The 22,511-nt window shown below is 55.4% G+C and carries 20 protein-coding genes, 2 tRNA genes and 1 other RNA gene; 22 read left to right on the forward strand and 1 reads right to left on the reverse strand.

Features of this window, described 5'->3' with window-relative positions; translation table 11 throughout:
• Nucleotides 1-155: 155 nt before the first annotated feature.
• Nucleotides 156-1,436 (reverse strand): citrate synthase, encoded by a 1,281-nt coding sequence (locus ACL2XJ_RS15280; protein ID WP_132922791.1) that lies wholly within the window; start codon nucleotides 1,434-1,436, stop codon nucleotides 156-158.
• Nucleotides 1,437-2,063: 627 nt separating this feature from the next.
• On the opposite strand from ACL2XJ_RS15280, the gene sdhC reads away from it, so the two are divergent.
• From sdhC to ACL2XJ_RS15390, 22 genes are all read left to right on the forward strand, one after another.
• Nucleotides 2,064-2,453: a succinate dehydrogenase cytochrome b556 subunit gene (gene sdhC, locus ACL2XJ_RS15285; RefSeq protein ID WP_132922790.1), complete on the forward strand. Its 390-nt coding sequence runs from the start codon at nucleotides 2,064-2,066 to the stop codon at nucleotides 2,451-2,453.
• Nucleotides 2,447-2,794: a succinate dehydrogenase membrane anchor subunit gene (sdhD, locus tag ACL2XJ_RS15290; protein ID WP_132922789.1), complete on the forward strand. Its 348-nt coding sequence runs from the start codon at nucleotides 2,447-2,449 to the stop codon at nucleotides 2,792-2,794. The genes sdhC and sdhD overlap by 7 nt, the downstream gene beginning before the upstream one ends.
• Nucleotides 2,795-4,561, forward strand: a complete 1,767-nt coding sequence (gene sdhA / locus ACL2XJ_RS15295) for a succinate dehydrogenase flavoprotein subunit (protein WP_132922788.1) — start codon at nucleotides 2,795-2,797, stop codon at nucleotides 4,559-4,561.
• 17 nt (nucleotides 4,562-4,578) lie between these two features.
• Nucleotides 4,579-5,295, forward strand: coding sequence for a succinate dehydrogenase iron-sulfur subunit (locus ACL2XJ_RS15300; protein WP_132922787.1), 717 nt, complete (start codon nucleotides 4,579-4,581; stop codon nucleotides 5,293-5,295).
• Nucleotides 5,296-5,586: 291 nt separating this feature from the next.
• Nucleotides 5,587-8,394, forward strand: a complete 2,808-nt coding sequence (gene sucA, locus ACL2XJ_RS15305; protein ID WP_413723714.1) for a 2-oxoglutarate dehydrogenase E1 component — start codon at nucleotides 5,587-5,589, stop codon at nucleotides 8,392-8,394.
• 15 nt (nucleotides 8,395-8,409) lie between these two features.
• Entirely contained in the window at nucleotides 8,410-9,648 is a 1,239-nt protein-coding gene (gene odhB / locus ACL2XJ_RS15310) for a 2-oxoglutarate dehydrogenase complex dihydrolipoyllysine-residue succinyltransferase (RefSeq protein ID WP_132922785.1), read from the forward strand.
• 112 nt (nucleotides 9,649-9,760) lie between these two features.
• Nucleotides 9,761-10,927, forward strand: coding sequence for an ADP-forming succinate--CoA ligase subunit beta (gene sucC, locus ACL2XJ_RS15315; RefSeq protein WP_413723715.1), 1,167 nt, complete (start codon nucleotides 9,761-9,763; stop codon nucleotides 10,925-10,927).
• Nucleotides 10,927-11,796: a succinate--CoA ligase subunit alpha gene (gene sucD / locus ACL2XJ_RS15320; protein ID WP_132922783.1), complete on the forward strand. Its 870-nt coding sequence runs from the start codon at nucleotides 10,927-10,929 to the stop codon at nucleotides 11,794-11,796. Before sucC ends, sucD begins: the two co-directional genes overlap by 1 nt.
• 1,002 nt (nucleotides 11,797-12,798) lie before the next feature.
• The gene (gene cydA, locus ACL2XJ_RS15325; protein ID WP_132922782.1) at nucleotides 12,799-14,367 is read left to right on the forward strand and encodes a cytochrome ubiquinol oxidase subunit I; all 1,569 of its coding nucleotides are present in this window, start codon (nucleotides 12,799-12,801) and stop codon (nucleotides 14,365-14,367) included.
• A 14-nt stretch (nucleotides 14,368-14,381) separates the two neighbouring features.
• Nucleotides 14,382-15,521: a cytochrome d ubiquinol oxidase subunit II gene (gene cydB, locus ACL2XJ_RS15330; RefSeq protein WP_132922781.1), complete on the forward strand. Its 1,140-nt coding sequence runs from the start codon at nucleotides 14,382-14,384 to the stop codon at nucleotides 15,519-15,521.
• 15 nt (nucleotides 15,522-15,536) lie between these two features.
• On the forward strand, nucleotides 15,537-15,650 hold the full coding sequence (gene cydX, locus ACL2XJ_RS15335; protein ID WP_132922780.1) for a cytochrome bd-I oxidase subunit CydX: 114 nt from the start codon (nucleotides 15,537-15,539) through the stop codon (nucleotides 15,648-15,650).
• The gene (gene ybgE, locus ACL2XJ_RS15340) at nucleotides 15,650-15,943 is read left to right on the forward strand and encodes a cyd operon protein YbgE (RefSeq protein ID WP_413726898.1); all 294 of its coding nucleotides are present in this window, start codon (nucleotides 15,650-15,652) and stop codon (nucleotides 15,941-15,943) included. The genes cydX and ybgE overlap by 1 nt, the downstream gene beginning before the upstream one ends.
• A 132-nt stretch (nucleotides 15,944-16,075) precedes the next feature.
• The gene (gene ybgC, locus ACL2XJ_RS15345) at nucleotides 16,076-16,480 is read left to right on the forward strand and encodes a tol-pal system-associated acyl-CoA thioesterase (protein WP_132922779.1); all 405 of its coding nucleotides are present in this window, start codon (nucleotides 16,076-16,078) and stop codon (nucleotides 16,478-16,480) included.
• On the forward strand, nucleotides 16,477-17,163 hold the full coding sequence (gene tolQ / locus ACL2XJ_RS15350) for a Tol-Pal system protein TolQ (protein ID WP_132922778.1): 687 nt from the start codon (nucleotides 16,477-16,479) through the stop codon (nucleotides 17,161-17,163). Before ybgC ends, tolQ begins: the two co-directional genes overlap by 4 nt.
• A gap of 14 nt (nucleotides 17,164-17,177) precedes the next feature.
• A complete protein-coding gene (tolR, locus tag ACL2XJ_RS15355; RefSeq protein WP_132922777.1) occupies nucleotides 17,178-17,600 on the forward strand; it encodes a colicin uptake protein TolR in 423 nt (140 codons plus the stop codon).
• 54 nt (nucleotides 17,601-17,654) lie between these two features.
• Nucleotides 17,655-18,968 carry a cell envelope integrity protein TolA gene (gene tolA / locus ACL2XJ_RS15360; protein ID WP_413723716.1) on the forward strand — a complete coding sequence of 438 codons (1,314 nt, stop codon included), beginning with the start codon at nucleotides 17,655-17,657 and terminating at the stop codon, nucleotides 18,966-18,968.
• 141 nt (nucleotides 18,969-19,109) lie between these two features.
• Complete coding sequence (tolB, locus tag ACL2XJ_RS15365) at nucleotides 19,110-20,402, forward strand: Tol-Pal system beta propeller repeat protein TolB (protein WP_132922775.1); 1,293 nt, start codon at nucleotides 19,110-19,112, stop codon at nucleotides 20,400-20,402.
• 43 nt (nucleotides 20,403-20,445) lie between these two features.
• Complete coding sequence (gene pal, locus ACL2XJ_RS15370; RefSeq protein WP_132922774.1) at nucleotides 20,446-20,961, forward strand: peptidoglycan-associated lipoprotein Pal; 516 nt, start codon at nucleotides 20,446-20,448, stop codon at nucleotides 20,959-20,961.
• A gap of 9 nt (nucleotides 20,962-20,970) precedes the next feature.
• On the forward strand, nucleotides 20,971-21,795 hold the full coding sequence (gene cpoB / locus ACL2XJ_RS15375) for a cell division protein CpoB (protein ID WP_413723717.1): 825 nt from the start codon (nucleotides 20,971-20,973) through the stop codon (nucleotides 21,793-21,795).
• 254 nt (nucleotides 21,796-22,049) lie between these two features.
• Nucleotides 22,050-22,125: transfer RNA gene (locus ACL2XJ_RS15380), tRNA-Lys, on the forward strand.
• 105 nt (nucleotides 22,126-22,230) lie between these two features.
• Nucleotides 22,231-22,306: transfer RNA gene (locus ACL2XJ_RS15385), tRNA-Lys, on the forward strand.
• A 45-nt stretch (nucleotides 22,307-22,351) separates the two neighbouring features.
• A non-coding RNA gene (locus ACL2XJ_RS15390) (RtT sRNA) lies at nucleotides 22,352-22,478 on the forward strand.
• The last annotated feature ends 33 nt before the right edge of the window (nucleotides 22,479-22,511 follow it).

The following is a 22,511-nucleotide window of genomic DNA, read 5'->3' on the forward strand; positions in this document are numbered from 1 at the left end:
CAGGCTGCCAGAAGAGTAAACCGTCCGCGCCATGGAAGGCGCGGATCGAGCCTACAAGGATGTATTCACGGCGTGTTTACGATCTGGCAGCCTGTTCCGACCGGGCACTTTGTCAATAAGCTCACGCCACATAGAGCGACGTTGATATAATCATCTCATTTAATCTGCGACTTGAATTCCCGTTGATCGTAACCGGTATACAGCTGGCGCGGACGGGCGATTTTGACGCCGTCGTCATGCATTTCCTTCCAATGGGCAATCCAGCCCACGGTGCGCGACATGGCGAAAATCACGGTAAACATGGATGCCGGGATCCCCATGGCTTTCAAAATGATACCCGAATAGAAATCCACATTGGGATAAAGTTTCTTCTCAATGAAGTACGGGTCATGCAACGCGAAGTGTTCCAGCTCCATCGCCACTTCCAGCAGGTTATCCGACAGCTTGAGTTCTTTTAGCACTTCATGGCAGGTTTCGCGCATCACGGTGGCGCGGGGATCGTAGTTTTTATACACCCGATGCCCGAAGCCCATCAGCCGGAAGGAGTCGTTTTTATCCTTGGCGCGTTTGATAAAGGAAGGAATATTCTCGACGGTGTCGATCTCTTCGAGCATGCGTAAACAGGCTTCATTGGCGCCGCCATGGGCCGGTCCCCACAAGGACGCAATACCCGCGGCAATACAGGCAAAGGGATTGGCGCCCGATGAACCCGCGGTACGCACGGTAGAGGTGGAAGCGTTTTGTTCATGGTCCGCATGCAGAATCAGAATGCGGTCCATGGCGCGTTCCAGCACCGGGTTGATTTCATAGTCTTCACAGGGGGTAGCGAACATCATATGCAGGAAATTGCCGGCATAGGAAAGATCGTTACGGGGATAAATGAACGGCTGGCCAATGGAATATTTGTAACACATCGCGGCCACGGTGGGCATTTTGGACAGCAGGCGGAACGCCGCGATTTCACGGTGACGTTCGACATTCACATCCAGCGAATCATGATAAAACGCCGCCAGCGCGCCGGTAACGCCGCACAGCACCGCCATGGGATGCGAGTCGCGGCGGAAGCCATTGAACAAACGGGTAATCTGCTCATGCACCATGGTATGGCGGGTCACGATGGTGCGGAACTCTTCGTATTGTTCCGGGGTAGGGGTTTCACCGTTCAGCAGGATATAGCAGACTTCGAGAAACGTTGAATTCAGGGCCAACTGATCGATGGGATAGCCGCGATGAAGCAAAATACCTTCATCGCCGTCGATATAGGTTATTTTTGATTCGCAGGATGCGGTAGAGGTGAACCCGGGATCGTAGGTAAAATAGCCTTTGCCGCCCAGGCTACGAATATCGATTTCCTTTTCACCCAGCGTGCCTTGCAGCACATCCAGCTCTATTGGTGCAACACCGGGTAGGGTTAACGTTGCTTTATTGTCAGCCATTACATTCTCCTTAGCGCTTATTTGATAAACCTTCCATCATAGGGTACCGGCATGCCTGCGGGGCCTTGCGTTTGTTGTCAGCCCATAGCTCTGGCTTAACGATATGCAGGGTACAGAGCTTAAGGATGGTGCAAGTTATTCCCGTCCAGGATGAAAGAACGGTTGTCCTCGATGTAAAAGATTTATTGATATTAATTTTAGCTATATAAAGTCATCTTAACCCACATGATTAGGATGCACTTTACACTGTTGCATAAACTTAGACGAGGCGGAAGTCTCAATGTATCGCATCCGATACTTATAGCATAACGCGGGGGCTATTTGTAATCAAATTGTTGCTTTTTTGTCAATATGGTTATATGAATTTGGGGTAAATGTGATAATCGTGATCCAGGTCACTAATTGGCCCAAATGTTACCAAACAAATTGTAGGGGAATTGTAATCATTATGTGAAAGCCCTATACTTCTCAAAGGTCTCCGGAGTCCCTGTTGTAGGAGCACCCAGCGTTATTTAACGCGTCATTTACGCAAAAGGGAATTGGTTTTGAGCACATGACGTGTCTTGGTCAACCTTAACGCTGTCTGATCCAGCCAGGACCGGAGGAAGGAAAAATAATAATAGCTGTGTGGGCAAAACCGTGAAAAAACAAAGACCTATCAACTTGGATCTGCAAACGATCCGGTTTCCCGTTACTGCAATTGCATCCATTCTTCACCGTATTACCGGTGTCATAATGTTCGTGGCAGTAGGCATCTTGCTATGGATACTCGGCTTGTCTCTTTCCTCCGCCGACGGGTTCAGCCAGGCGGCCGCCATGATGGACAGCTTTATCGTCAAATTCATAATTTGGGGAATTTTGACCGCGCTGGCTTATCATGCTGTGGGTGGAATTCGGCACATGTTAATGGATTTCGGCTATCTGGATGAGACATTTGCCATGGGTAAAATGACGGCAAATGTTACATTTGTGATCACTGTCGTGCTTTCAATTCTGGCTGGAGTACTCCTATGGTAAGTAATGCTTCGGCACTGGGACGTAACGGAGTCCATGAATGGTTGCTGGTTCGCGCTTCCGCCATAATAATCTGCCTTTACATCATTTACATGCTGGGTTTCATTCTGTTCGCCGATACCCTCACTTATGATGTCTGGCACGGTTTCTTCGCGTTACCCATGACGAAAGTCTTCACCCTGCTTACGCTGTTTTCCATCCTGGTGCATACCTGGATAGGCATGTGGCAGGTATTAACGGATTACATCAAATTACTGCCGCTGCGCCTGCTGCTGCAATTGGCCATCGTCATCGTATTAATGGTGTATTTACTTTATGGAACTGTCGTGGTGTGGGGTGCGTAAATGAATTTGCCGGTGAGAGAATTTGACGCCGTAGTCGTCGGGGCAGGGGGCGCCGGTATGCGCGCCGCTTTGCAAATTTCCCAAATGGGCCTTTCCTGCGCCCTGGTATCCAAAGTATTTCCCACTCGTTCCCATACCGTTTCCGCCCAGGGCGGCATTACCGTCGCGCTGGGAAATACCCATGAGGACGATTGGCAATGGCATATGTACGACACCGTAAAAGGTTCCGACTATATCGGCGATCAGGATGCCATCGAATACATGTGCAAGACCGGCCCGGAAGCGGTGCTGGAACTTGAACACATGGGATTGCCGTTTTCACGGCTGGACGACGGCCGCATCTATCAGCGCCCGTTCGGCGGCCAATCGCTGAATTACGGCGGCGAGCAGGCGGCGCGCACCGCCGCCGCCGCCGACCGAACCGGGCACGCATTGCTGCACACCCTGTATCAGCAGAACCTGAAAAACCATACCACCATCTTCTCGGAATGGTATGCGCTGGATCTGGTGAAAAACCAGGACGGCGCTTTTGTCGGCTGTACCGCGCTGTGCATTGAAACCGGCGAAGTGGTCTATTTCAAGGCCAGGGCCACCATACTGGCCACCGGCGGCGCCGGCCGCATTTACCAGTCCACCACCAATGCCCATATCAATACCGGCGACGGCATCGGCATGGCGCTGCGCGCCGGCGTGCCGGTGCAGGATATGGAGATGTGGCAATTCCACCCCACCGGCATCGCCGGCGCCGGGGTGCTGGTGACCGAAGGCTGCCGCGGCGAGGGCGGCTACCTGCTGAACAAAGACGGCGAACGCTTTATGGAACGCTATGCACCCAACGCCAAGGATCTGGCGGGGCGCGACGTGGTCGCCCGCTCCATCATGATCGAAATTCGCGAAGGCCGCGGCTGCGACGGGCCGTTGGGACCCCATGTGAAGCTGAAGCTGGATCACCTGGGCAAAGAGGTCCTTGAATCCCGATTGCCGGGCATCCTTGAGCTCTCCCGCACCTTTGCCCATGTGGATCCCATCAAGGAACCCATTCCGGTAATTCCCACCTGCCATTACATGATGGGGGGGATTCCCACCAAGGTCACCGGCCAGGCCGTGACCGTGGACGCCCAGGGCAAGGACGTCGTGATCCCGGGGCTGTTCGCGGTGGGTGAAATCGCCTGCGTTTCGGTGCACGGCGCCAACCGCCTCGGCGGCAACTCATTGCTGGATCTGGTGGTGTTCGGCCGTTCGGCGGGCATGCATCTGCAGGAATCCCTGGCCGAACAGGGAGCATTCCGCGATGCCGGCAATGACGACATCGAGGCTTCCCTGGCGCGCTATCACCGCTGGAACGACAATCGCACCGGCGAAGACCCGGTTACCATCCGCAAAGCGCTGCAGGCCTGCATGCAAAACAACTTCTCGGTGTTCCGCGAAGGGGATGCGATGGCCAAGGGCCTGGCGGAGCTCAAAGAGATTCGCGAACGGCTGCATCATGCCCGCCTGGATGACACTTCCACGGAATTCAACACCCAGCGGGTTGAATGCCTGGAGCTGGATAATCTGATGGAAACCGCCTACTCCACCGCCGTAGCGGCCAATTACCGCACGGAAAGCCGCGGCGCTCACAGCCGGTTTGATTTCCCGGACCGTGATGACGCCAATTGGTTGTGCCACAGCCTCTATTTGCCGGAAAGCGACACCATGACCCGGCGCGAGGTGAACATGCAACCGACACTGCGCCCGGCGTTCCCGCCGAAAGTGCGTACTTATTAAGGGCGGAGGAGTTACTGATGAAAGTCGAATTTTCGGTTTATCGCTATAATCCCGATATGGACGACAAGCCGCGGATGCAGGAGTATCAGCTGGAGCTCGAAGAGGGCCACGACATGATGCTGCTGGATGCGTTAATCCAATTGAAAGAAAAGGATCCGACACTGGCGTTCAGACGTTCCTGCCGCGAGGGGGTTTGCGGCTCCGACGGCGTGAATATGAACGGCAAAAACGGTCTGGCCTGCATCACGCCGCTGTCCGCCTTGCGCAAAGGCAATAACAAAATCGTCATACGTCCGCTGCCGGGACTGCCGGTGGTGCGCGATTTGGTAGTGGACATGGGACAATTCTATGCCCAGTATGAAAAGATCAAGCCTTACTTATTGAATAACGGCAGGAATCCGCCGGCGCGGGAGCATTTGCAAAGCCCGGACGAACGGGCGAAGCTGGACGGATTGTATGAATGCATCTTATGTGCCTGTTGTTCCACCGCCTGTCCCTCGTACTGGTGGAATCCGGACAAGTTCATCGGACCGGCCGGATTGCTGGCATCCTATCGTTTCCTGATTGACAGCCGCGACACTGAACAGACCGCGCGGCTGGATGATTTGAACGATGCTTTCAGCGTATTCCGGTGCCACAGCATCATGAATTGTGTCAACGTATGCCCCAAGGGACTCAACCCCACCAAGGCCATCGGACATATAAAAAGCATGCTGGTGCAGTACAGCGCCTGATGGACTCGGGCCAAGGAGCCGAACATCGGGAGAGCACGCCTTAGGGGCCGTAGCGGCGAAGGCCGCCGAAGCGCCCCTTGGCGGGCTAGGCCCGATGGACTCGGGCTCAATACCGGGCAGGAAGCCTTTGAAAACCGGCGCTTAACTACCACTGCCGTTTTTCAAAGGTTCCTTCGGGTTGGTTATTTACGCCGACTGTGGGTAGGTAATTCACCGCTTGAACCGCTTAAACGTTATCCCATACATGATAACCACGGCGAAAACTGAAGCTAAACAGCTTAAGGGATCATAATGCAGAACGGCGCAATGAAGGCCTGGCTGGATTCCTCCTACCTGGCGGGGGCGAACCAGTCCTACATAGAGCAGCTCTATGAAGATTTTTTAACGGATCCTGACTCTGTTGACGATAGCTGGGGCACCATATTCAAACAGCTACCAACCGCGGGAGTCAGTCCTGACCAGCTCCATTCCAAAACCCGGGACTATTTCCGTCGCCTGGCGAAAGATGCTTCGCGCTATACCTCCCCGGTAAACGACCCGGACATCGATTCCAAGCAGGTAAAAGTCCTGCAGCTCATCAATGCGTTCCGTTTCCGCGGTCACCAGCACGCCAATCTCGACCCGCTGGGACTGTGGAAACAGGAAACCGTACCGGACCTTAACCCGGCATTCCACAATCTCACCGAAGCCGATTTCCAGCAAAGCTTCAACGTCGGCTCCTTTGCCATCGGCAAAGAGACCATGAAGCTGGCGGATCTGTACGACGCGCTAAAGCAGACCTACTGCGGATCAATCGGCGCCGAATATATGCATATCACCAACACCGAAGAGAAACGCTGGATTCAGCAGCATATCGAATCGGTGGTGGGCCAGCCGAGCTTCACGGTGGAAGAGAAAAAACGCTTCCTCACCGAACTGACGGCGGCGGAAGGCATCGAACGCTATCTCGGGGCGAAATTCCCCGGCGCCAAGCGCTTCTCCCTCGAAGGCGGGGACGCGCTGATACCGATGCTGAAAGAAATGATCCGCTATGCCGGCATCAACGGCACCCGGGAAGTGGTACTGGGCATGGCCCATCGCGGCCGCCTGAACGTCCTTATCAATGTGCTGGGCAAAAAACCCCAGGATCTGTTCGATGAATTCGCCGGTAAGCACAAAGAACATTTGGGCACCGGCGACGTTAAATACCACCAGGGGTTCTCCTCCGATGTGGAAACCGACGGCGGCATCGTTCACCTGGCGTTGGCGTTTAACCCATCCCACCTGGAAATCGTCAGCCCGGTGGTGGAAGGTTCGGTACGCGCCCGCATCGACCGCCTCAATGAGCAAAGCACCCGTATGGTACTGCCCATCACCCTGCACGGGGATGCGGCCATCAGCGGGCAGGGCGTGGTACAGGAAACCCTGAACATGTCCAAGGCCCGCGGCTACGATGTCGGCGGCACGGTGCGGGTCGTGGTGAACAACCAGGTAGGCTTCACTACCTCCAATCCCCAGGATGCCCGATCGACTCAGTATTGTACCGACATCGCCAAAATGGTGCAGGCGCCGATATTCCATGTCAACGCCGACGATCCGGAGGCGGTGGCGTTCGTCACCCGGGTTGCGCTGGATTTTCGCAATACCTTCAAGCGCGACGTCATGATCGACCTGGTCTGCTATCGCCGTCACGGTCATAACGAAGCGGACGAGCCCAGCGCCACGCAGCCGATCATGTACAACAAGATCAAAAAACACCCCACTCCGCGTAAAATCTATGCCGACCGGCTGGAACATGACCACATCGCCACGCTGGAAGACGCCACCGAAATGGTGAATCTCTATCGCGACGCGCTGGATCGCGGCGAGTGCGTAGTTCAGGAGTGGCGGCCGATGAATATGCATTCATTCACCTGGTCGCCTTACCTGAACCACGAGTGGGATGAAGCCTATAACAGCCAGGTGGATATCAAACGCCTGCAGGAGTTGGCCCGCCGCATCAGCGAAGTGCCGGAGGGGGTGGAAATGCAGCCCCGCGTGGCGAAGATTTACAGCGATCGCGCCGCCATGGCGGCCGGCACCAAACCTTTTGACTGGGGCGGCGCCGAAACCCTGGCTTACGCAACGCTGGTGGATGAAGGCATCCCCATCCGTTTGTCCGGTGAAGATACCGCCCGCGGTACGTTTTTCCACCGCCACGCGGTAGTGCATAACCAGAAAAACGGCTCTACCTATACTCCCCTGGCCCATGTCCATAATGGCCAGGGCAAGTTCCGGGTCTGGGATTCGGTATTATCGGAAGAAGCAGTGCTGGCGTTTGAGTACGGTTATGCCACTGCCGAGCCCCGTACCCTGGTTATCTGGGAAGCGCAGTTTGGCGATTTCGCCAACGGCGCCCAGGTGGTGATCGATCAGTTCATCAGCTCCGGAGAACAAAAGTGGGGCCGGATGTGCGGGCTGGTGATGCTGCTGCCGCACGGCTATGAAGGGCAGGGACCGGAGCACTCCTCCGCCCGGTTGGAACGCTATCTACAACTCTGCGCCGAGCAGAATATGCAGGTATGTATACCCTCCACCCCGGCTCAGGTTTACCATATGTTGCGGCGTCAGGCGCTGCGCAATATGCGCCGCCCGCTCATCGTTATGTCGCCGAAATCGCTGCTGCGTCATCCAATGGCTATCTCTTCCCTGGAAGAACTGGCGCAAGGGAGCTTCCAGCCGGCCATCGGCGAAATCGATCCGCTGGATCCGCGTGGCGTAAAACGCGTCGTGCTGTGTTCTGGTAAAGTTTATTATGATTTGTTGGATCAGCGCCGGAAAAACGGTCAGGAAGACGTGGCTATCGTGCGCATAGAGCAGCTTTATCCGTTCCCTCATCAGGCGGTGCAGGCTGCCCTAAAACCTTTTTCCCATGTGCAGGATTTTGTCTGGTGTCAGGAGGAGCCGCTGAATCAGGGTGCCTGGTATTGCAGCCAGCATCATTTCCGGGAAGTTATTTCTTTTGGCGCATCGCTACGTTACGCGGGACGCCCGGCTTCCGCCTCGCCGGCGGTTGGGTATTTGTCCGTGCACCAGGCGCAGCAAAAAAGCCTGGTTAATGACGCGCTGGACGTTAATTAAATATAAGGATTGATAATGAGTAGCGTAGATATTCTGGTTCCTGATCTCCCTGAGTCGGTTGCCGATGCGACCGTTGCCACTTGGCATAAAAAGCCCGGCGACAGCGTCCAGCGTGACGAGGTGCTGGTGGAAATAGAGACCGACAAAGTGGTGCTGGAAGTGCCGGCCCCCGAGGCGGGAGTATTGGACGCCCTGCTGGAGGATGAAGGGTCCACCGTCACCTCCCGTCAGGTGCTGGGACGTTTGCGTCCCGGCGACAGCACCGGCCAGGAAACCTCGGAAAAGGCCCAGAGCAAGGAATCCACTCCGGCGCAGCGTTATACCGCCGGATTGCAGGAAGAAAGCAATGAGGCCATCAGCCCGGCCATCCGGCGTCTGATTGCCGAACACGACCTGAAAGCCGACGACATCAAAGGCAGCGGCGTCGGCGGCCGGATTACCCGCGAAGATGTGGAAAAACACCTGGCGCGCAAACCGGAAACCGCCCCGGCCACAGCCCCGGCGCCATCGGTGACCACCACCGCGACTCCCGGCGCCATTCCGGCCCTCGGCGGCCGCAGTGAAAAACGCGTGCCCATGACCCGTCTGCGCAAGCGGGTTGCCGAACGCCTGCTGGAAGCCAAAAACAGCACCGCCATGTTGACGACATTTAATGAAGTCAATATGAAACCCATTATGGATTTGCGTAAAGAGTACGGCGACGCGTTTGAAAAACGCCACGGCATACGCCTTGGATTTATGTCTTTCTACATTAAGGCAGTGGTGGAAGGGCTCAAGCGTTTCCCGGAAGTGAACGCCTCTATTGACGGCGAAGATGTAGTTTACCATAACTATTTCGATGTCAGTATTGCGGTTTCCACGCCACGGGGCCTGGTAACGCCGGTACTGCGCGATGTGGATGCCTTGGGGATGGGCGATGTGGAAAAAAGCATCAAGGAACTGGCGGTAAAAGGCCGCGACGGTAAACTGAAAGTGGAAGAGCTCACCGGCGGTAATTTTACCATTACCAACGGCGGTGTGTTCGGCTCTTTAATGTCCACGCCGATTATCAATCCGCCGCAAAGCGCCATCCTGGGCATGCATGCCATCAAGGATCGCCCGATGGCGGTGAACGGACAGGTTGTTATCCTGCCCATGATGTACCTCGCCTTGTCCTACGATCACCGGTTAATCGACGGCAAAGAGTCCGTCAGCTTTTTGGTGACCATCAAGGAGATGCTGGAGGATCCGACCCGTTTACTGCTTGACGTGTAGCCGATAGCGGATACGGCGCCGCCGTATCCGGTTTCCGCCAAGGGCAGTACCTTTAAATGGCGGCTGATTGAACGCCGCCGCCGACATTCCCAGACGAAGATGGATAAACATCATGAATTTACATGAATATCAGGCAAAACAGCTTTTTGCTCGGTATGGTCTGCCTGCCCCCACGGGTTTTGCTTGCACCACGCCACGGGAAGCGGAAGAATCCGCTTCGAAAATCGGTGCCGGCCCCTGGGTGGTGAAATGCCAGGTGCATGCGGGCGGGCGAGGCAAGTCCGGCGGTGTAAAAGTGGTCAACAGCAAAGAAGAAATCCGCGCCTTTGCCGAAAACTGGCTGGGCAAACGTCTGGTGACCTATCAAACGGACACCTTGGGCCAGCCGGTGCACCAGATTCTGGTGGAAGCCGCCACCGATATCGCTAAAGAGCTTTATCTCGGGGCGGTGGTGGATCGCGGCTCACGTCGCGTGGTGTTTATGGCCTCCACTGAAGGCGGCGTGGAAATTGAAAAAGTCGCTGACGAAACGCCGCACCTGATTCATAAGGTGGCGCTGGATCCCCTTACCGGTCCGCAGCCCTTCCAGGGACGCGAGCTGGCGTTCAAGCTGGGCTTGACCGGTAAACAGGTGGGACAGTTCACCAAAATCTTCATGGGCCTCGCCGCGCTGTTTCTTGAGCGGGATCTGGCGCTGGTGGAGATTAATCCCCTGGTCATCACCACCGAAGGCAACCTGGTGTGTCTGGACGGCAAGCTGAGCGCCGACGGCAACGCCTTGTTCCGCCAGCCTGAACTGCGCGAAATGCGGGACAAGAGCCAGGAAGACGCCCGTGAGGCGCAGGCGGCGCAGTGGGAACTGAACTACGTGGCCCTGGACGGCAATATCGGCTGCATGGTAAACGGCGCCGGTCTGGCCATGGGCACCATGGATATCGTCAAGCTGCACGGCGGATCGCCGGCCAACTTTCTTGATGTCGGCGGCGGCGCCACCAAGGAGCGGGTGACCGAGGCGTTCAAGATTATCCTGTCCGATGAAAACGTGAAGGCGGTGCTGGTGAATATTTTCGGCGGCATTGTGCGTTGTGATTTAATCGCAGAAGGCATTATCGGCGCGGTGGAGGATGTGGGCGTAAACGTGCCGGTGGTAGTGCGTCTTGAAGGCAACAATGCCGAGCTGGGGGCCAAAATCCTGGCGGACAGCGGTCTGAATATCATTGCCGCCACCAGTTTGACCGACGCGGCGCAGCAGGCTGTCGCTGCGGTGGAGGGGAAATAATGTCCATTTTAATCGATAAAAATACTAAAGTAATTTGTCAGGGCTTTACCGGCAGCCAGGGCACCTTTCATTCCGAGCAGGCGCTGGCCTACGGCACCAAGATGGTCGGCGGCGTTACGCCGGGCAAGGGCGGCACCCAGCATCTCGGCCTGCCGGTATTCAATACCGTGCGTGAAGCCGTGGAAAAGACCGGCGCTACCGCCTCGGTTATCTATGTTCCCGCGCCGTTTTGCAAAGATTCCATTCTGGAAGCGGTGGATGCCGGCATTGAGCTGATTATCTGTATCACCGAGGGTATTCCGACCCTGGATATGCTGGTGGTCAAGGCCAAGCTTGAGCAGAGCGGTTCGCGCATGATCGGCCCGAACTGTCCGGGCGTCATCACTCCCGGTGAATGCAAAATCGGCATTATGCCGGGGCATATCCATAAACCGGGGCGGGTGGGGATTGTTTCACGCTCCGGTACGCTGACCTATGAAGCGGTCAAGCAGACCACCGATACCGGACTGGGTCAATCCAGCTGTGTTGGTATCGGCGGCGACCCGATCCCCGGTTCCAGCTTTATCGATATCCTGAAATTGTTTGAGCAGGACCCGCAGACCGAAGCCATTGTGATGATCGGTGAAATCGGCGGCAGCGCGGAAGAAGAAGCTGCCGCTTACATCAAGGATCATGTTACCAAGCCGGTGGTGGGATATATTGCGGGGGTTACCGCGCCGAAAGGTAAACGTATGGGCCATGCCGGGGCAATCATCGCCGGCGGCAAGGGCACCGCGGACGAAAAATTCGCCGCCCTGGAGGCCGCGGGGGTGAAAACCGTGCGCAGCCTGGCGGATATCGGCGGCGCGCTGAAGACCCTGCTGTCGTGAGATTGGGGTTTAGGCCCGTGTGCGGCGGGCCGGGCCGCGCGGATAGGTTCGCTGCACGCCCGGCGATCGCGGGCCTGCCGCGCTGAGGGGCGCTCGGTAGGGCGGGAAAATCACGCCCGATTCGACCCCATTGCCACGGTCTCCCTTTAACAGGCTCGCTGCACGAACGGTGTTTGCGGGCCTACCCCATGGGGCGCTCGGTCGGGCGGGAAAACCACGCCCGATTCGACCCTTTCAGCACGGTTTCCCTTTAACACGTTTGTTGCACGCCCGGCGATCGCGGTCTCCCTTTAACAAATTCGTTGCACGCGTTTTATTCGCAACATCCCCGGTAAATCTCAGCTACATTTAATTCATATATCGCTGCTTGTGATAGTCATTATTAATGGCGTCATATCATTATTAAATAATAGTGTGTTAACCAATTTTAAATAACGCGTCAAAAATTTTATCTTTCCAGGTAATTTACCGATCTGATTAATCACATATAATTAACAAAACGATCATCGCTGGTTAAATTTGAAATAATATTTAACATGAATGAGAAAATATTGCGCCAAATCAATGATTTTTTATAGTGGATTGGGATTAAATTGGCGTAAATTGCGCTGTCTCAATTTTTGCAATGACGGGACGTGATGAATGGATTGATCGAGACGTCATTTCCCGACCGCCGTCACGAAAAAAAATATTTATCATAAGTAAGTTGAGGGGTAGTATGTGGATTGTAAAATTCTGAATAGATCAGCCTTATTTAATACCCGTTCTCGATTTCCCGACACCGATGCCGCGGCGCTAGTGTTTTTGCCGGGTAAACCGCAGGCCGGAAAAATTATAAAGTTTTTTATACCTTAAATAATTCACGTTGCAGGAAAGCCAACGTAGCTGCAACGTGAGGTATGGCGGGTATGTTATTCACCGCGGGTTGTTGCAGGGCTTCGGTACATCGAAGCGCCAGATTACCGCACGTGGGATCCATCCTGTGAGGAGCAAGGAGTCAAAATGTTTGATGTCGTCGAACTGTCACGGTTACAGTTTGCCTTAACTGCGATGTACCACTTTCTATTTGTCCCGTTAACCCTGGGATTGGCGTTTTTACTCGCCATAATGGAAACGGTATACGTCCTGTCGGGCAAACAGATTTATAAAGATATGACCAAGTTCTGGGGTAAATTGTTCGGTATCAATTTTGCCCTGGGTGTAGCCACCGGCCTGACCATGGAGTTCCAGTTCGGAACCAACTGGTCATATTTCTCTCATTACGTCGGCGACATATTTGGCGCTCCTCTGGCCATTGAAGGGTTGATGGCCTTCTTCCTCGAGTCCACTTTTGTCGGCCTGTTCTTCTTCGGCTGGGATCGCCTGAGCAAAACCCAGCACCTCACGGTGACCTGGATGGTGGCTTTGGGCTCCAACCTGTCCGCGCTGTGGATATTGGTGGCCAACGGCTGGATGCAAAATCCCATCGCGTCGGATTTCAACTATCAGACCATGCGCATGGAGATGGTGAGCTTCGCCGACCTGGTGCTGAACCCGGTGGCGCAGGTCAAATTCGTTCATACCGTGGCCGCCGGGTACTGCACCGGCGCGATGTTTATCCTCGGCATCAGCTCATATTACCTGCTTAAAGGCCGCGACACCGCGTTTGCCAAACGCTCATACGCCATCGCGGCGGCGTTCGGCATGGCGGCGGTCCTGTCCGTTATCGTCCTGGGGGATGAATCCGGCTACGAAATGGGGGACGTGCAAAAAACCAAGCTGGCGGCCATCGAAGCCGAATGGGAAACGCAGCCCGCCCCGGCCTCCTTTACCCTGTTCGGCATTCCCAACCAGGCGACGCAGCAAAATAATTTCTCCATCCGCGTTCCTTATGCTTTGGGTCTGATTGCCACCCGCTCTACGGATCGGCAGGTTACCGGCATCAAGGATTTGATGGCGCAGCATCAAATCCGTATTCGCAACGGCATGAAAGCCTATGCTTTGCTGCAGGAATTGCGTCATGGCAATGCCGATCCGGCGTTGCTGGGCCAGTTCAATCAGGTTAAACAGGATTTGGGCTACGGTCTGCTGCTCAAGCGTTACACCGATAACGTGGCCAACGCTACGGAAGAACAGATCCAGAGCGCTACCCGGGATTCAATCCCGCGCGTGGCGCCGCTGTACTTCTCGTTCCGCATCATGGTGCTGGGCGGTGTGCTGATGCTCATCATTATCACTATGTCCTTCTGGAGCGTGATTCGTAACCGTATCGGCCAAAAAACCTGGCTGCACCGCGCCGCGCTGTACGGCATCCCCATTCCATGGATTGCCATCGAAGCCGGCTGGTTTGTGGCCGAGTACGGCCGCCAGCCCTGGGCGATTGGTGAAATCCTGCCCACCGCCGTCGCCAATTCCACGCTGACGGCCGGGGATATCCTGTTCTCCATGGGGCTAATCTGCGGGCTTTACACCCTGTTCCTGGTAGCGGAAATGTATTTGATGTTCAAGTATGCGCGCCTGGGGCCGAGCAGCCTGAAAACCGGCCGTTATCACTTCGAGCAGCCGACGCTCGCCGTGCAGCAAGCACATTAACAGGAGCTTTTGCCATGTTTGACTACGAAGTTTTTCGCTTAATCTGGTGGGTGCTGATTGGTGTCCTGCTGATAGGCTTTGCCGTCACCGACGGTTTTGACATGGGCGTCGGCATGCTGATGCGCTTTCTTGGCCGCACCGATACCGAACGCCGGGTGTTAATCAATACCATCGCTCCCCACTGGGAAGGCAACCAGGTTTGGCTTATCACCGCCGGCGGCGCGCTGTTCGCCGCCTGGCCCATGGTGTATGCCGCCGCGTTTTCCGGTTTTTATATCGCCATGATCCTGGTTCTGGCATCGCTGTTTTTCCGGCCGGTAGGCTTTGAATATCGCGCCAAAATCGACGATCCCCGCTGGCGCAATGCCTGGGACTGGGGCCTGTTCGCCGGCGGTTTCATCCCGCCGGTGGTTATCGGCGTGGCGTTCGGCAACCTGCTGCAGGGGGTGCCGTTCCAGGTGGATGAATTCCTGCGTCTGTCCTATACCGGTAATTTCTTCCAGCTGTTGAACCCATTCGGCCTGTTGGCCGGTATCGTCAGCCTGTGCATGTTCCTCACCGTGGGGGGCACCTATCTGCAGATGCGCACTGAAGGCGAACTGCTGGTGCGCGCCCGCGCCGTGAGCCAGGCTACCAGCCTGCTGACGCTGGTGACCTTCCTGCTGGGCGGCTTCTGGCTGGTGTACGGTATCGACGGTTTCACCATTACGTCGGCCATCGATACCAACGCCGTTTCCAACCCGCTGAATAAAGAAGTAGCGCACCAGGCAGGTGCCTGGATGGTGAAATATCATCAGTATCCGCTGCTATGGATAGTGCCGGCGCTGGGCGTGCTGCTGCCGTTGCTGACCCTGCTTTTCAGCCGTACCGGCAAAGGGGCCTGGGCCTTCGTCTTTTCCTCGCTGACCATTGCCTGCATTATTCTCACGGCGGGTATAACCCTGTTCCCGTTCATCATGCCCTCGATAACGATGCCTAACGCCAGCCTGACTGTGTGGGATGCCACGTCAAGCCTGCTGACGCTGAAGGTCATGACCGGCGTCGCGGTGATCTTTGTCCCCATCGTGTTGCTCTATACCTTCTGGTGCTACTACAAGATGTACGGACGCATCACTAAAGAACACGTGGAACAAAACACGCATACCCTGTACTGAGTAAGGAGCTGAAAAATGTGGTATTTTGCTTGGATTCTCGGAACGCTTCTGGCCTGCTCCTTCGGCATCATCACCGCCCTGGCGCTTGAGCATCATGAAGACAGCCAGGGGGAGAACGACGTCCGGTGATCAAAACCCTGGTCGACCGACTCTATAGTGCTACCGATAAGAGCCCATTGCGGGCTCTTTCGCTCATCCTGGCGCTGGTGCTGGCCGGTTGCGTGTTCTGGATGCCGGCGCGTTTTGCCGTGCAGACCAGTCATTTGAATGCCTGGCACAACCTGCTGGTGGTGTGGGCGGTATGCGCCGGCGTCATTCACGGCACCGGCTTTCGGCCGCGCCGGTGGGGCTGGCGGTTATGCTTTTTGCCTTTGGCGTCCCTGATTGTCCTGGCGGCGGCGCTGGTTTACGTCTTTTATTAGCTGTTGCGGCTGCGTTATGGCGGCCGTAGCCTTCATTACATAATTATTTTCATTCCGCAAAGGGAATTTATTCCAAACGTGATCGGTCTTGCGTATAGTAAGCACCGTTGTTTTGCGTTGCTGGGATATACAGTGAGTAATACGTTATTCCAATGGCCGGTACGGGTCTATTACGAAGATACCGATGCCGGAGGTGTGGTCTATCACGCTCGTTACGTGGTTTTTTATGAAAGGGCCCGTACCGAAATGCTGCGCCAGCATAATTTTCACCAACAAGCCTTACTAAGCGCTAATATTGCTTTTGTGGTAAGGCGAATGACGGTGGACTATCTCGCCTCAGCGCGTCTGGACGATTTGCTCCTGGTAGAAAGTGAAATCGTTTCAATGCGCGGTGCCTCCCTGATTTTTGCGCAACGCATCCTGAATGCTGAAGGGCAGCTTCTCAGCCGGGCGGATGTTTTGATTGCCTGTATCGATCCACACCAAATGAAGCCAATTGCGCTTCCTAAGTCTATTGTCGCGGAGTTCAAGCAGTGACTGACATGAACATTGTTGATCTGTTCCTGAAAGCGAGCTTTCTGGTTAAACTGATCATGTTGATTTTAATATGCTTTTCCATTGCATCCTGGGCGATCATTATCCAGCGCACACGCATTCTCAATTCGGCGACCCGTGAGGCTGAAGCGTTCGAGGATAAGTTCTGGTCCGGAATCGAGCTGTCCCGCCTTTATCAGGAAAGCCAAACCCGCCGCGACACATTAACCGGCACCGAGCAGATTTTTTACTCCGGCTTCAAAGAGTTCGCCAGACTGCACCGGGCCAATAGCCATGCGCCGGAAGCGGTGGTGGAAGGCGCTTCCCGCGCCATGCGCATCTCCATGAACCGGGAATTGGAAGCCCTTGAAACCCATATTCCCTTCCTGGGCACCGTAGGGTCAATCAGCCCGTATATCGGATTGTTCGGCACCGTTTGGGGTATAATGCACGCCTTTATCGGACTGGGCGCGGTAAAGCAGGCCACCCTGCAAATGGTTGCTCCAGGCATCGCCGAAGCGCTGATTGCCACGGCCATCGGCCTGTTTGCCGCCATTCCGGCGGTTATGGCCTTTAACCGGCTGAGCCAGCGGGTGAACAAGCTGGATCAGAATTACGATAATTTCACCGAAGAGTTCATCGCCATCCTGCATCGTCAGGCCTTCGCCAGCGATAGCGCTAAGTAGAAGGAGGGGAGAACATGGCCCGGAGACGCGGTCGCAGAGAACTCAAGTCAGAGATCAATATCGTTCCCTTGCTCGATGTGTTATTGGTCCTGGTATTAATTTTTATGGCTACGGCGCCGATAATTACGCAGAGCGTCGAAGTCGACCTGCCGGACGCGACGGATTCGAAAGCGGTGAGCAGTGACGATAATCCGCCGGTGATCGTGGAAGTGGCAGGCGTCGGCCAGTACAGTCTGGTGGTGGACCACAACCGTATGGAGCAATTACCGCCGGAACAGGTGGTTGCCGAGGCGCGATCCCGCATTACGGCCAATCCCAAAACGGTATTTCTGATTGGTGGCGCGAAAGACGTGCCCTATGATGAGATTATCAAGGCGCTGAATCTGCTGCATCAGGCCGGCGTGAAGTCGGTAGGCCTGATGACCCAGCCTATTTGATGGCATGCGGATAATGCGCGCTCTTTTTGGCAAACCTGTTTTTGGGAATCGATTGTGGTAAAGGCAACCGAACAGAACGATAAGCTCAAACGTGCCATTATTGTCTCGATTATCCTGCATATTCTCCTGTTCGGTTTTCTGATCTGGAGTTCCTACACGCAGGATGTCGACACAAGCGGCGGCGGGGGAGGCGGCTCGTCTATCGATGCGGTTATGGTCGATCCCGGTGCCGTGGTACAGCAGTATAACCGTGAACAGAATCAGCAGACGGATGCTCAGCGTGCCTCGCAATTACGTGAAAAGCAGGCTCAGCAGCAGGCTGAAGAGCTGCAGCAGAAGCAGGCGGCCGAGCAGCAGCGTCTGAAGGAACTTGAGAAGGACCGGCTGGCGGCGCAGGAAGCGGCCGAACAGCAGAAAGAGCAGCAGGCCGAGCAGCAAAAGCAGGCCGCGTTGCAAAAACAGCAGGCGGAAGCCGCCACTAAACAGGCGCAAGAGCAGCAGAAACAGGCTGAAGCGGCGGCGGCCCAGGCCAAGGCCGAAGCGGCCGAGCAGGCGAAAGCCGCTGCCGAGCAGGCCAAAGCGGCCGCCGAAGCGAAAAAGCAGGCCCAGGCTGAAGCCAATAAGGAAGCGGCCGCCGCTGCCGCTGCGGCGAAAAAGCAGGCTGATGCCGCCGCGGCAGCCGCCGCTCAGGCTAAAGCGCAGCAGGCGGCTCAAGCCAAGGCGGAACAGGCGGCCCAGGCCAAGGCGGCACAGGCCGCCAAGGCCAAGGCCGCGGAAGAAGCCAAGCAGGCCGCCGCCGAAGCGGCGCAAGAAAAAGCCGATGCCGCCGAGGCCGCGCAAGAGAAAGCCGCCGCCGCCACAGCCGCCAAGGAGAAAGCCGCCGCCGCCGCCGAGGCGAAGGCCAGCGCCGCCGCGGCGAAAAAAGCCGCCGCGGATGCCAAGAAAGCCGCCGCGGCCGCCGCCGCCAAGAACTCCAGTGAGGTCGATGATCTGCTGGGGGGCCTGACGGATTCCAAGAACGCGCCGAAAGCCGGCGGCGGTCCCACGAAGGGGGGCAAACCCGCAGGCGCCGGCAACAGCAAGCAGAGCGGGGCGACCGGCGCGGAAATCAATGGCTATGCCAGCCAGGTGAAAGCGGCGATTGAGCAAAAATTTTACTCGGATCCTGCGTTTACCGGCAAAACCTGTACGCTGCGGCTTAAGCTGGCCCCGGACGGTATGGTGATTTCAGTCAGTTCAGAAGGTGGCGATCCGGCGTTGTGCCAGGCGGCTGTTTCAGCGGCCAAGCTGGCCAGAATACCGAAACCCCCGAGTCAGGCGGTTTATGAGGTGTTTAAAAACGCTCCGCTCGATTTTAAACCGCAATAAACGGTAAAGAAGTCTAAATGGCAAGGTAAATCTTTAAGATTTAGACTATGTTGTCAGCCTGGTCCTTGTAGTTATGTTTAAGAAGTTTGGCTAAAATTCTGCTAATTTATCGGTGCGTAACGCGTCGGTATGGGAGATGAAATGAAGCAGGCATTTCGAGTAGCGCTAAGTTTACTGTTTTTATGGGCATCCATACTTCATGCCGAAGTGAGAATCGAGATCACCCAGGGGGTGGACTCGGCAAAACCTATCGCCGTAGTGCCTTTCAAATGGGCCGGTCCGGGAGCCGCTCCTGAGGAAGTGGGCACCATCGTCGGGGCGGATTTGCGCAACAGCGGCAAATTCAACCCTATCGACCCCGCCCGTATGCCGCAGCAGCCCGCCACCGCCGCGGAAGTGACCCCGGCTGCCTGGACCGCCCTCGGCATTGACGCCGTGGTGGTGGGCCAGGTGCAGCCCGGCGCCGACGGCGGTTATGTGGTGAGCTACCAGCTGGTGGATACTTCCGGCAGCGCTCCCTCCGTGCTGTCCCAGAATCAATTCAAGGTGACCAAGCAGTGGCTGCGCTATGCCGCGCATACCGTCAGCGACGAATCCTTTGAAAAGTTGACCGGGATCAAGGGCGCGTTCCGCACACGCATCGCATATGTGGTACAAACCAACGGCGGGCAGTATCCTTATGAGCTGCGCGTTTCCGATTACGACGGTTTCAACCAGTTCGTGGTCCATCGTTCGCCTCAGCCCCTGATGTCACCGGCCTGGTCGCCGGACGGCAGCAAACTGGCTTACGTTACCTTCGAAAGCGGCCGTTCCGCCCTGGTGGTGCAAACCCTGGCCAACGGCAACGTCCGCCAGATTGCCAGCTTCCCGCAGCACAACGGCGCGCCGTCGTTTTCTCCTGACGGCAGCAAATTGGCGTTCGCCCTGTCGAAGACGGGCAGTTTGAATTTGTATGTAATGGATTTGGGCTCCGGCCAGATCAGGCAAGTCACTGATGGCCGCAGCAACAATACGGAACCGACCTGGTTCCCGGACAATCAGACCCTGGCGTATACTTCCGACCAGGGCGGTCGTCCGCAACTGTATAAAGTGAGTATCAACGGCGGTAGTCCGCAGCGCCTGACCTGGGAAGGTTCTCAGAATCAGGATGCGGATGTGAGCGCGGACGGGAAATTCCTGGTCATGGTCAGCAGCGATGGTGGCGCTCAACATATCGCTAAACAAGATCTGGTTACGGGAGCCGTTCAAGTATTGTCGGCCACGTTCCTGGATGAGACGCCTAGCGTCGCTCCCAATGGCACAATGGTAATCTATAGCTCCACACAGGGAATGGGTTCCGTGTTACAGCTGGTCTCGACTGATGGGCGTTTCAAAGCGCGTCTTCCGGCGACTGATGGACAGGTAAAATTTCCTGCCTGGTCTCCGTATCTGTGATGCATGTGTAAATATGTATGGCAAACTATAAAAGGAAAATGAGATGCAACTGAACAAAGTGCTAAAAGGGCTGATGTTGGCTGTGCCAGTACTGGCTATCGCCGCGTGTAGTTCCCACAAAAGCGCTAACAATGGTGCTGATACCTCCATGGGCGCTGGCACTGGTATGGACAATAGCGGTGCAAATAATTCGTCCTCCACAGAACAGGCTCGCCTGCAGATGCAAGAACTGCAGAAGAACAATATCGTTTACTTTGATCTCGACAAGTACGATATTCGTTCTGATTTTGCTCAAATGCTGGACGCGCATGCTAACTTCCTGCGCAGCAATCCATCCTACAAAGTGACAGTTGAAGGTCATGCGGATGAACGCGGCACGCCGGAATATAATATCGCCCTGGGCGAACGTCGTGCCAATGCCGTGAAAATGTATCTTCAGGGTAAAGGCGTCTCTGCCGATCAAATCTCTATCGTATCTTATGGTAAAGAAAAACCGGCTGTGCTGGGACATGACGAAGCGGCTTACGCTAAAAACCGTCGTGCCGTACTGGTATACTAAGAGAATTGCATGAGCGGTAACTTCAGACGATCTATCATCAGTCTGTCGTTGCTGGTTGGCGTAGCAGCCCCATGGGCTGCTACTGCCCAAGCGCCAATCAGTAATGTCGGCTCCGGCTCGGTGGAAGACCGGGTCACTCAGCTTGAGCGTATCACTAACGCTCACGCCCAGCTATTAACTCAACTTCAGCAACAGCTTGCCGATACCCAGCGCGATATCGATTCTCTCCGGGGTCAAATCCAGGAAAACCAGTATCAGCTCTCGCAGGTTGTGGATCGCCAAAAACAGATCTATCAGCAACTGGACACCTTGAGTAGTGGCCAGGGTGGGCAGGGTCAGCAAGGCAGCCAAAACGCGGCCGCCCCCACGGACAACGGCACGGCGACGGCGTCAAATGACACCGGCGGCGGCCAGGATGCGGCCCCCGCGGCGGCAGCTCCGGCGGTAGGCGCAGCCACGGGCGATGCCAATACCGACTACAATGCGGCGGTGTCCTTGGTGCTTGAGAAAAAACAGTACGATCAAGGCATCCTTGCGTTCCAGAATTTTGTCAAACGCTACCCGGATTCAACCTATCAGCCTAATGCCAACTACTGGCTGGGACAGTTGAATTACAACAAGGGTAAAAAAGACGACGCGGCATATTATTTCGCGTTGGTGGTCAAAAATTATCCCAAATCGCCGAAAAGCTCCGAAGCGCTGTTTAAAGTCGGGGTAATCATGCAGGAAAAAGGCCAAACTGATAAAGCGAAGGCCGTTTACCAGCAGGTGATCAAACTTTATCCCAATACCGATTCAGCCAAGCAGGCGCAAAAACGTCTGGCTGGTCTATAAGCTATACCCAAAAAATTTGAGTGGCAGGGCGGGGCCGTGTAATGCCAACGCACCTGCAACTTGAAGTATGATGGGTATATTCTGGCCTGGAGCGTGGTTTAATCACCTAGTTTAGGCCTGAGTGCTCGAAGATCAGGCAGTTGAACGCTCCTATTGGAAATTTAGGTTGCGCAGAATTAATTAATTAGTAATATATGCCGCCGTTGCCATGGGAAAGCGTTCTGTCCAGGGTAGCAGTAAGAAATCGGGTAAAAGGGTCGTTAGCTCAGTTGGTAGAGCAGTTGACTTTTAATCAATTGGTCGCAGGTTCGAATCCTGCACGACCCACCATTATCCGACCAGGTCAATTTTTTGTGACGCTCGCGGGATAGCATTTGCCCCGGCGAGTAACTCTTTTTGCCGTGTTTTGCTCCTTTCGCATAACACCGTCCCTGTGGGTCGTTAGCTCAGTTGGTAGAGCAGTTGACTTTTAATCAATTGGTCGCAGGTTCGAATCCTGCACGACCCACCACTTTCAAAAATACCTCCCCTGGCAGCAAATTTCCTCAAAACGTAAATATTCCACGTGTCGTGCTGGATGAGAACCTGCGCAGGTTTGAGCCGAGCGAAGCGAGACAGCGTTGCCGTATGGCAACGACCCGAAGGGCGAGGCCAAAGGCCGAGTTATCCTGCACGACCCACCACTTCCAAAAATACCTCCCCTGGCAGCAAATTTC

It is taken from the genome of Sodalis sp. RH16 (assembly GCF_047324245.1).
GTDB classification, from domain to species: Bacteria; Pseudomonadota; Gammaproteobacteria; order Enterobacterales; family Enterobacteriaceae; genus Acerihabitans; species Acerihabitans ligni.

Coding starts and splice junctions, on each gene's coding strand:
- ACL2XJ_RS15280 (WP_132922791.1), bottom strand. CDS start 1,436: ATGGCTGACAATAAAGCAACGTTAACCCTACCCGGTGTTGCACCAATA.
- sdhD (WP_132922789.1), top strand. CDS start 2,447: ATGGTAAGTAATGCTTCGGCACTGGGACGTAACGGAGTCCATGAATGG.
- sdhA (WP_132922788.1), top strand. CDS start 2,795: ATGAATTTGCCGGTGAGAGAATTTGACGCCGTAGTCGTCGGGGCAGGG.
- ACL2XJ_RS15300 (WP_132922787.1), top strand. CDS start 4,579: ATGAAAGTCGAATTTTCGGTTTATCGCTATAATCCCGATATGGACGAC.
- sucA (WP_413723714.1), top strand. CDS start 5,587: ATGCAGAACGGCGCAATGAAGGCCTGGCTGGATTCCTCCTACCTGGCG.
- odhB (WP_132922785.1), top strand. CDS start 8,410: ATGAGTAGCGTAGATATTCTGGTTCCTGATCTCCCTGAGTCGGTTGCC.
- sucC (WP_413723715.1), top strand. CDS start 9,761: ATGAATTTACATGAATATCAGGCAAAACAGCTTTTTGCTCGGTATGGT.
- sucD (WP_132922783.1), top strand. CDS start 10,927: ATGTCCATTTTAATCGATAAAAATACTAAAGTAATTTGTCAGGGCTTT.
- cydA (WP_132922782.1), top strand. CDS start 12,799: ATGTTTGATGTCGTCGAACTGTCACGGTTACAGTTTGCCTTAACTGCG.
- cydB (WP_132922781.1), top strand. CDS start 14,382: ATGTTTGACTACGAAGTTTTTCGCTTAATCTGGTGGGTGCTGATTGGT.
- cydX (WP_132922780.1), top strand. CDS start 15,537: ATGTGGTATTTTGCTTGGATTCTCGGAACGCTTCTGGCCTGCTCCTTC.
- tolR (WP_132922777.1), top strand. CDS start 17,178: ATGGCCCGGAGACGCGGTCGCAGAGAACTCAAGTCAGAGATCAATATC.
- tolB (WP_132922775.1), top strand. CDS start 19,110: ATGAAGCAGGCATTTCGAGTAGCGCTAAGTTTACTGTTTTTATGGGCA.
- pal (WP_132922774.1), top strand. CDS start 20,446: ATGCAACTGAACAAAGTGCTAAAAGGGCTGATGTTGGCTGTGCCAGTA.
- cpoB (WP_413723717.1), top strand. CDS start 20,971: ATGAGCGGTAACTTCAGACGATCTATCATCAGTCTGTCGTTGCTGGTT.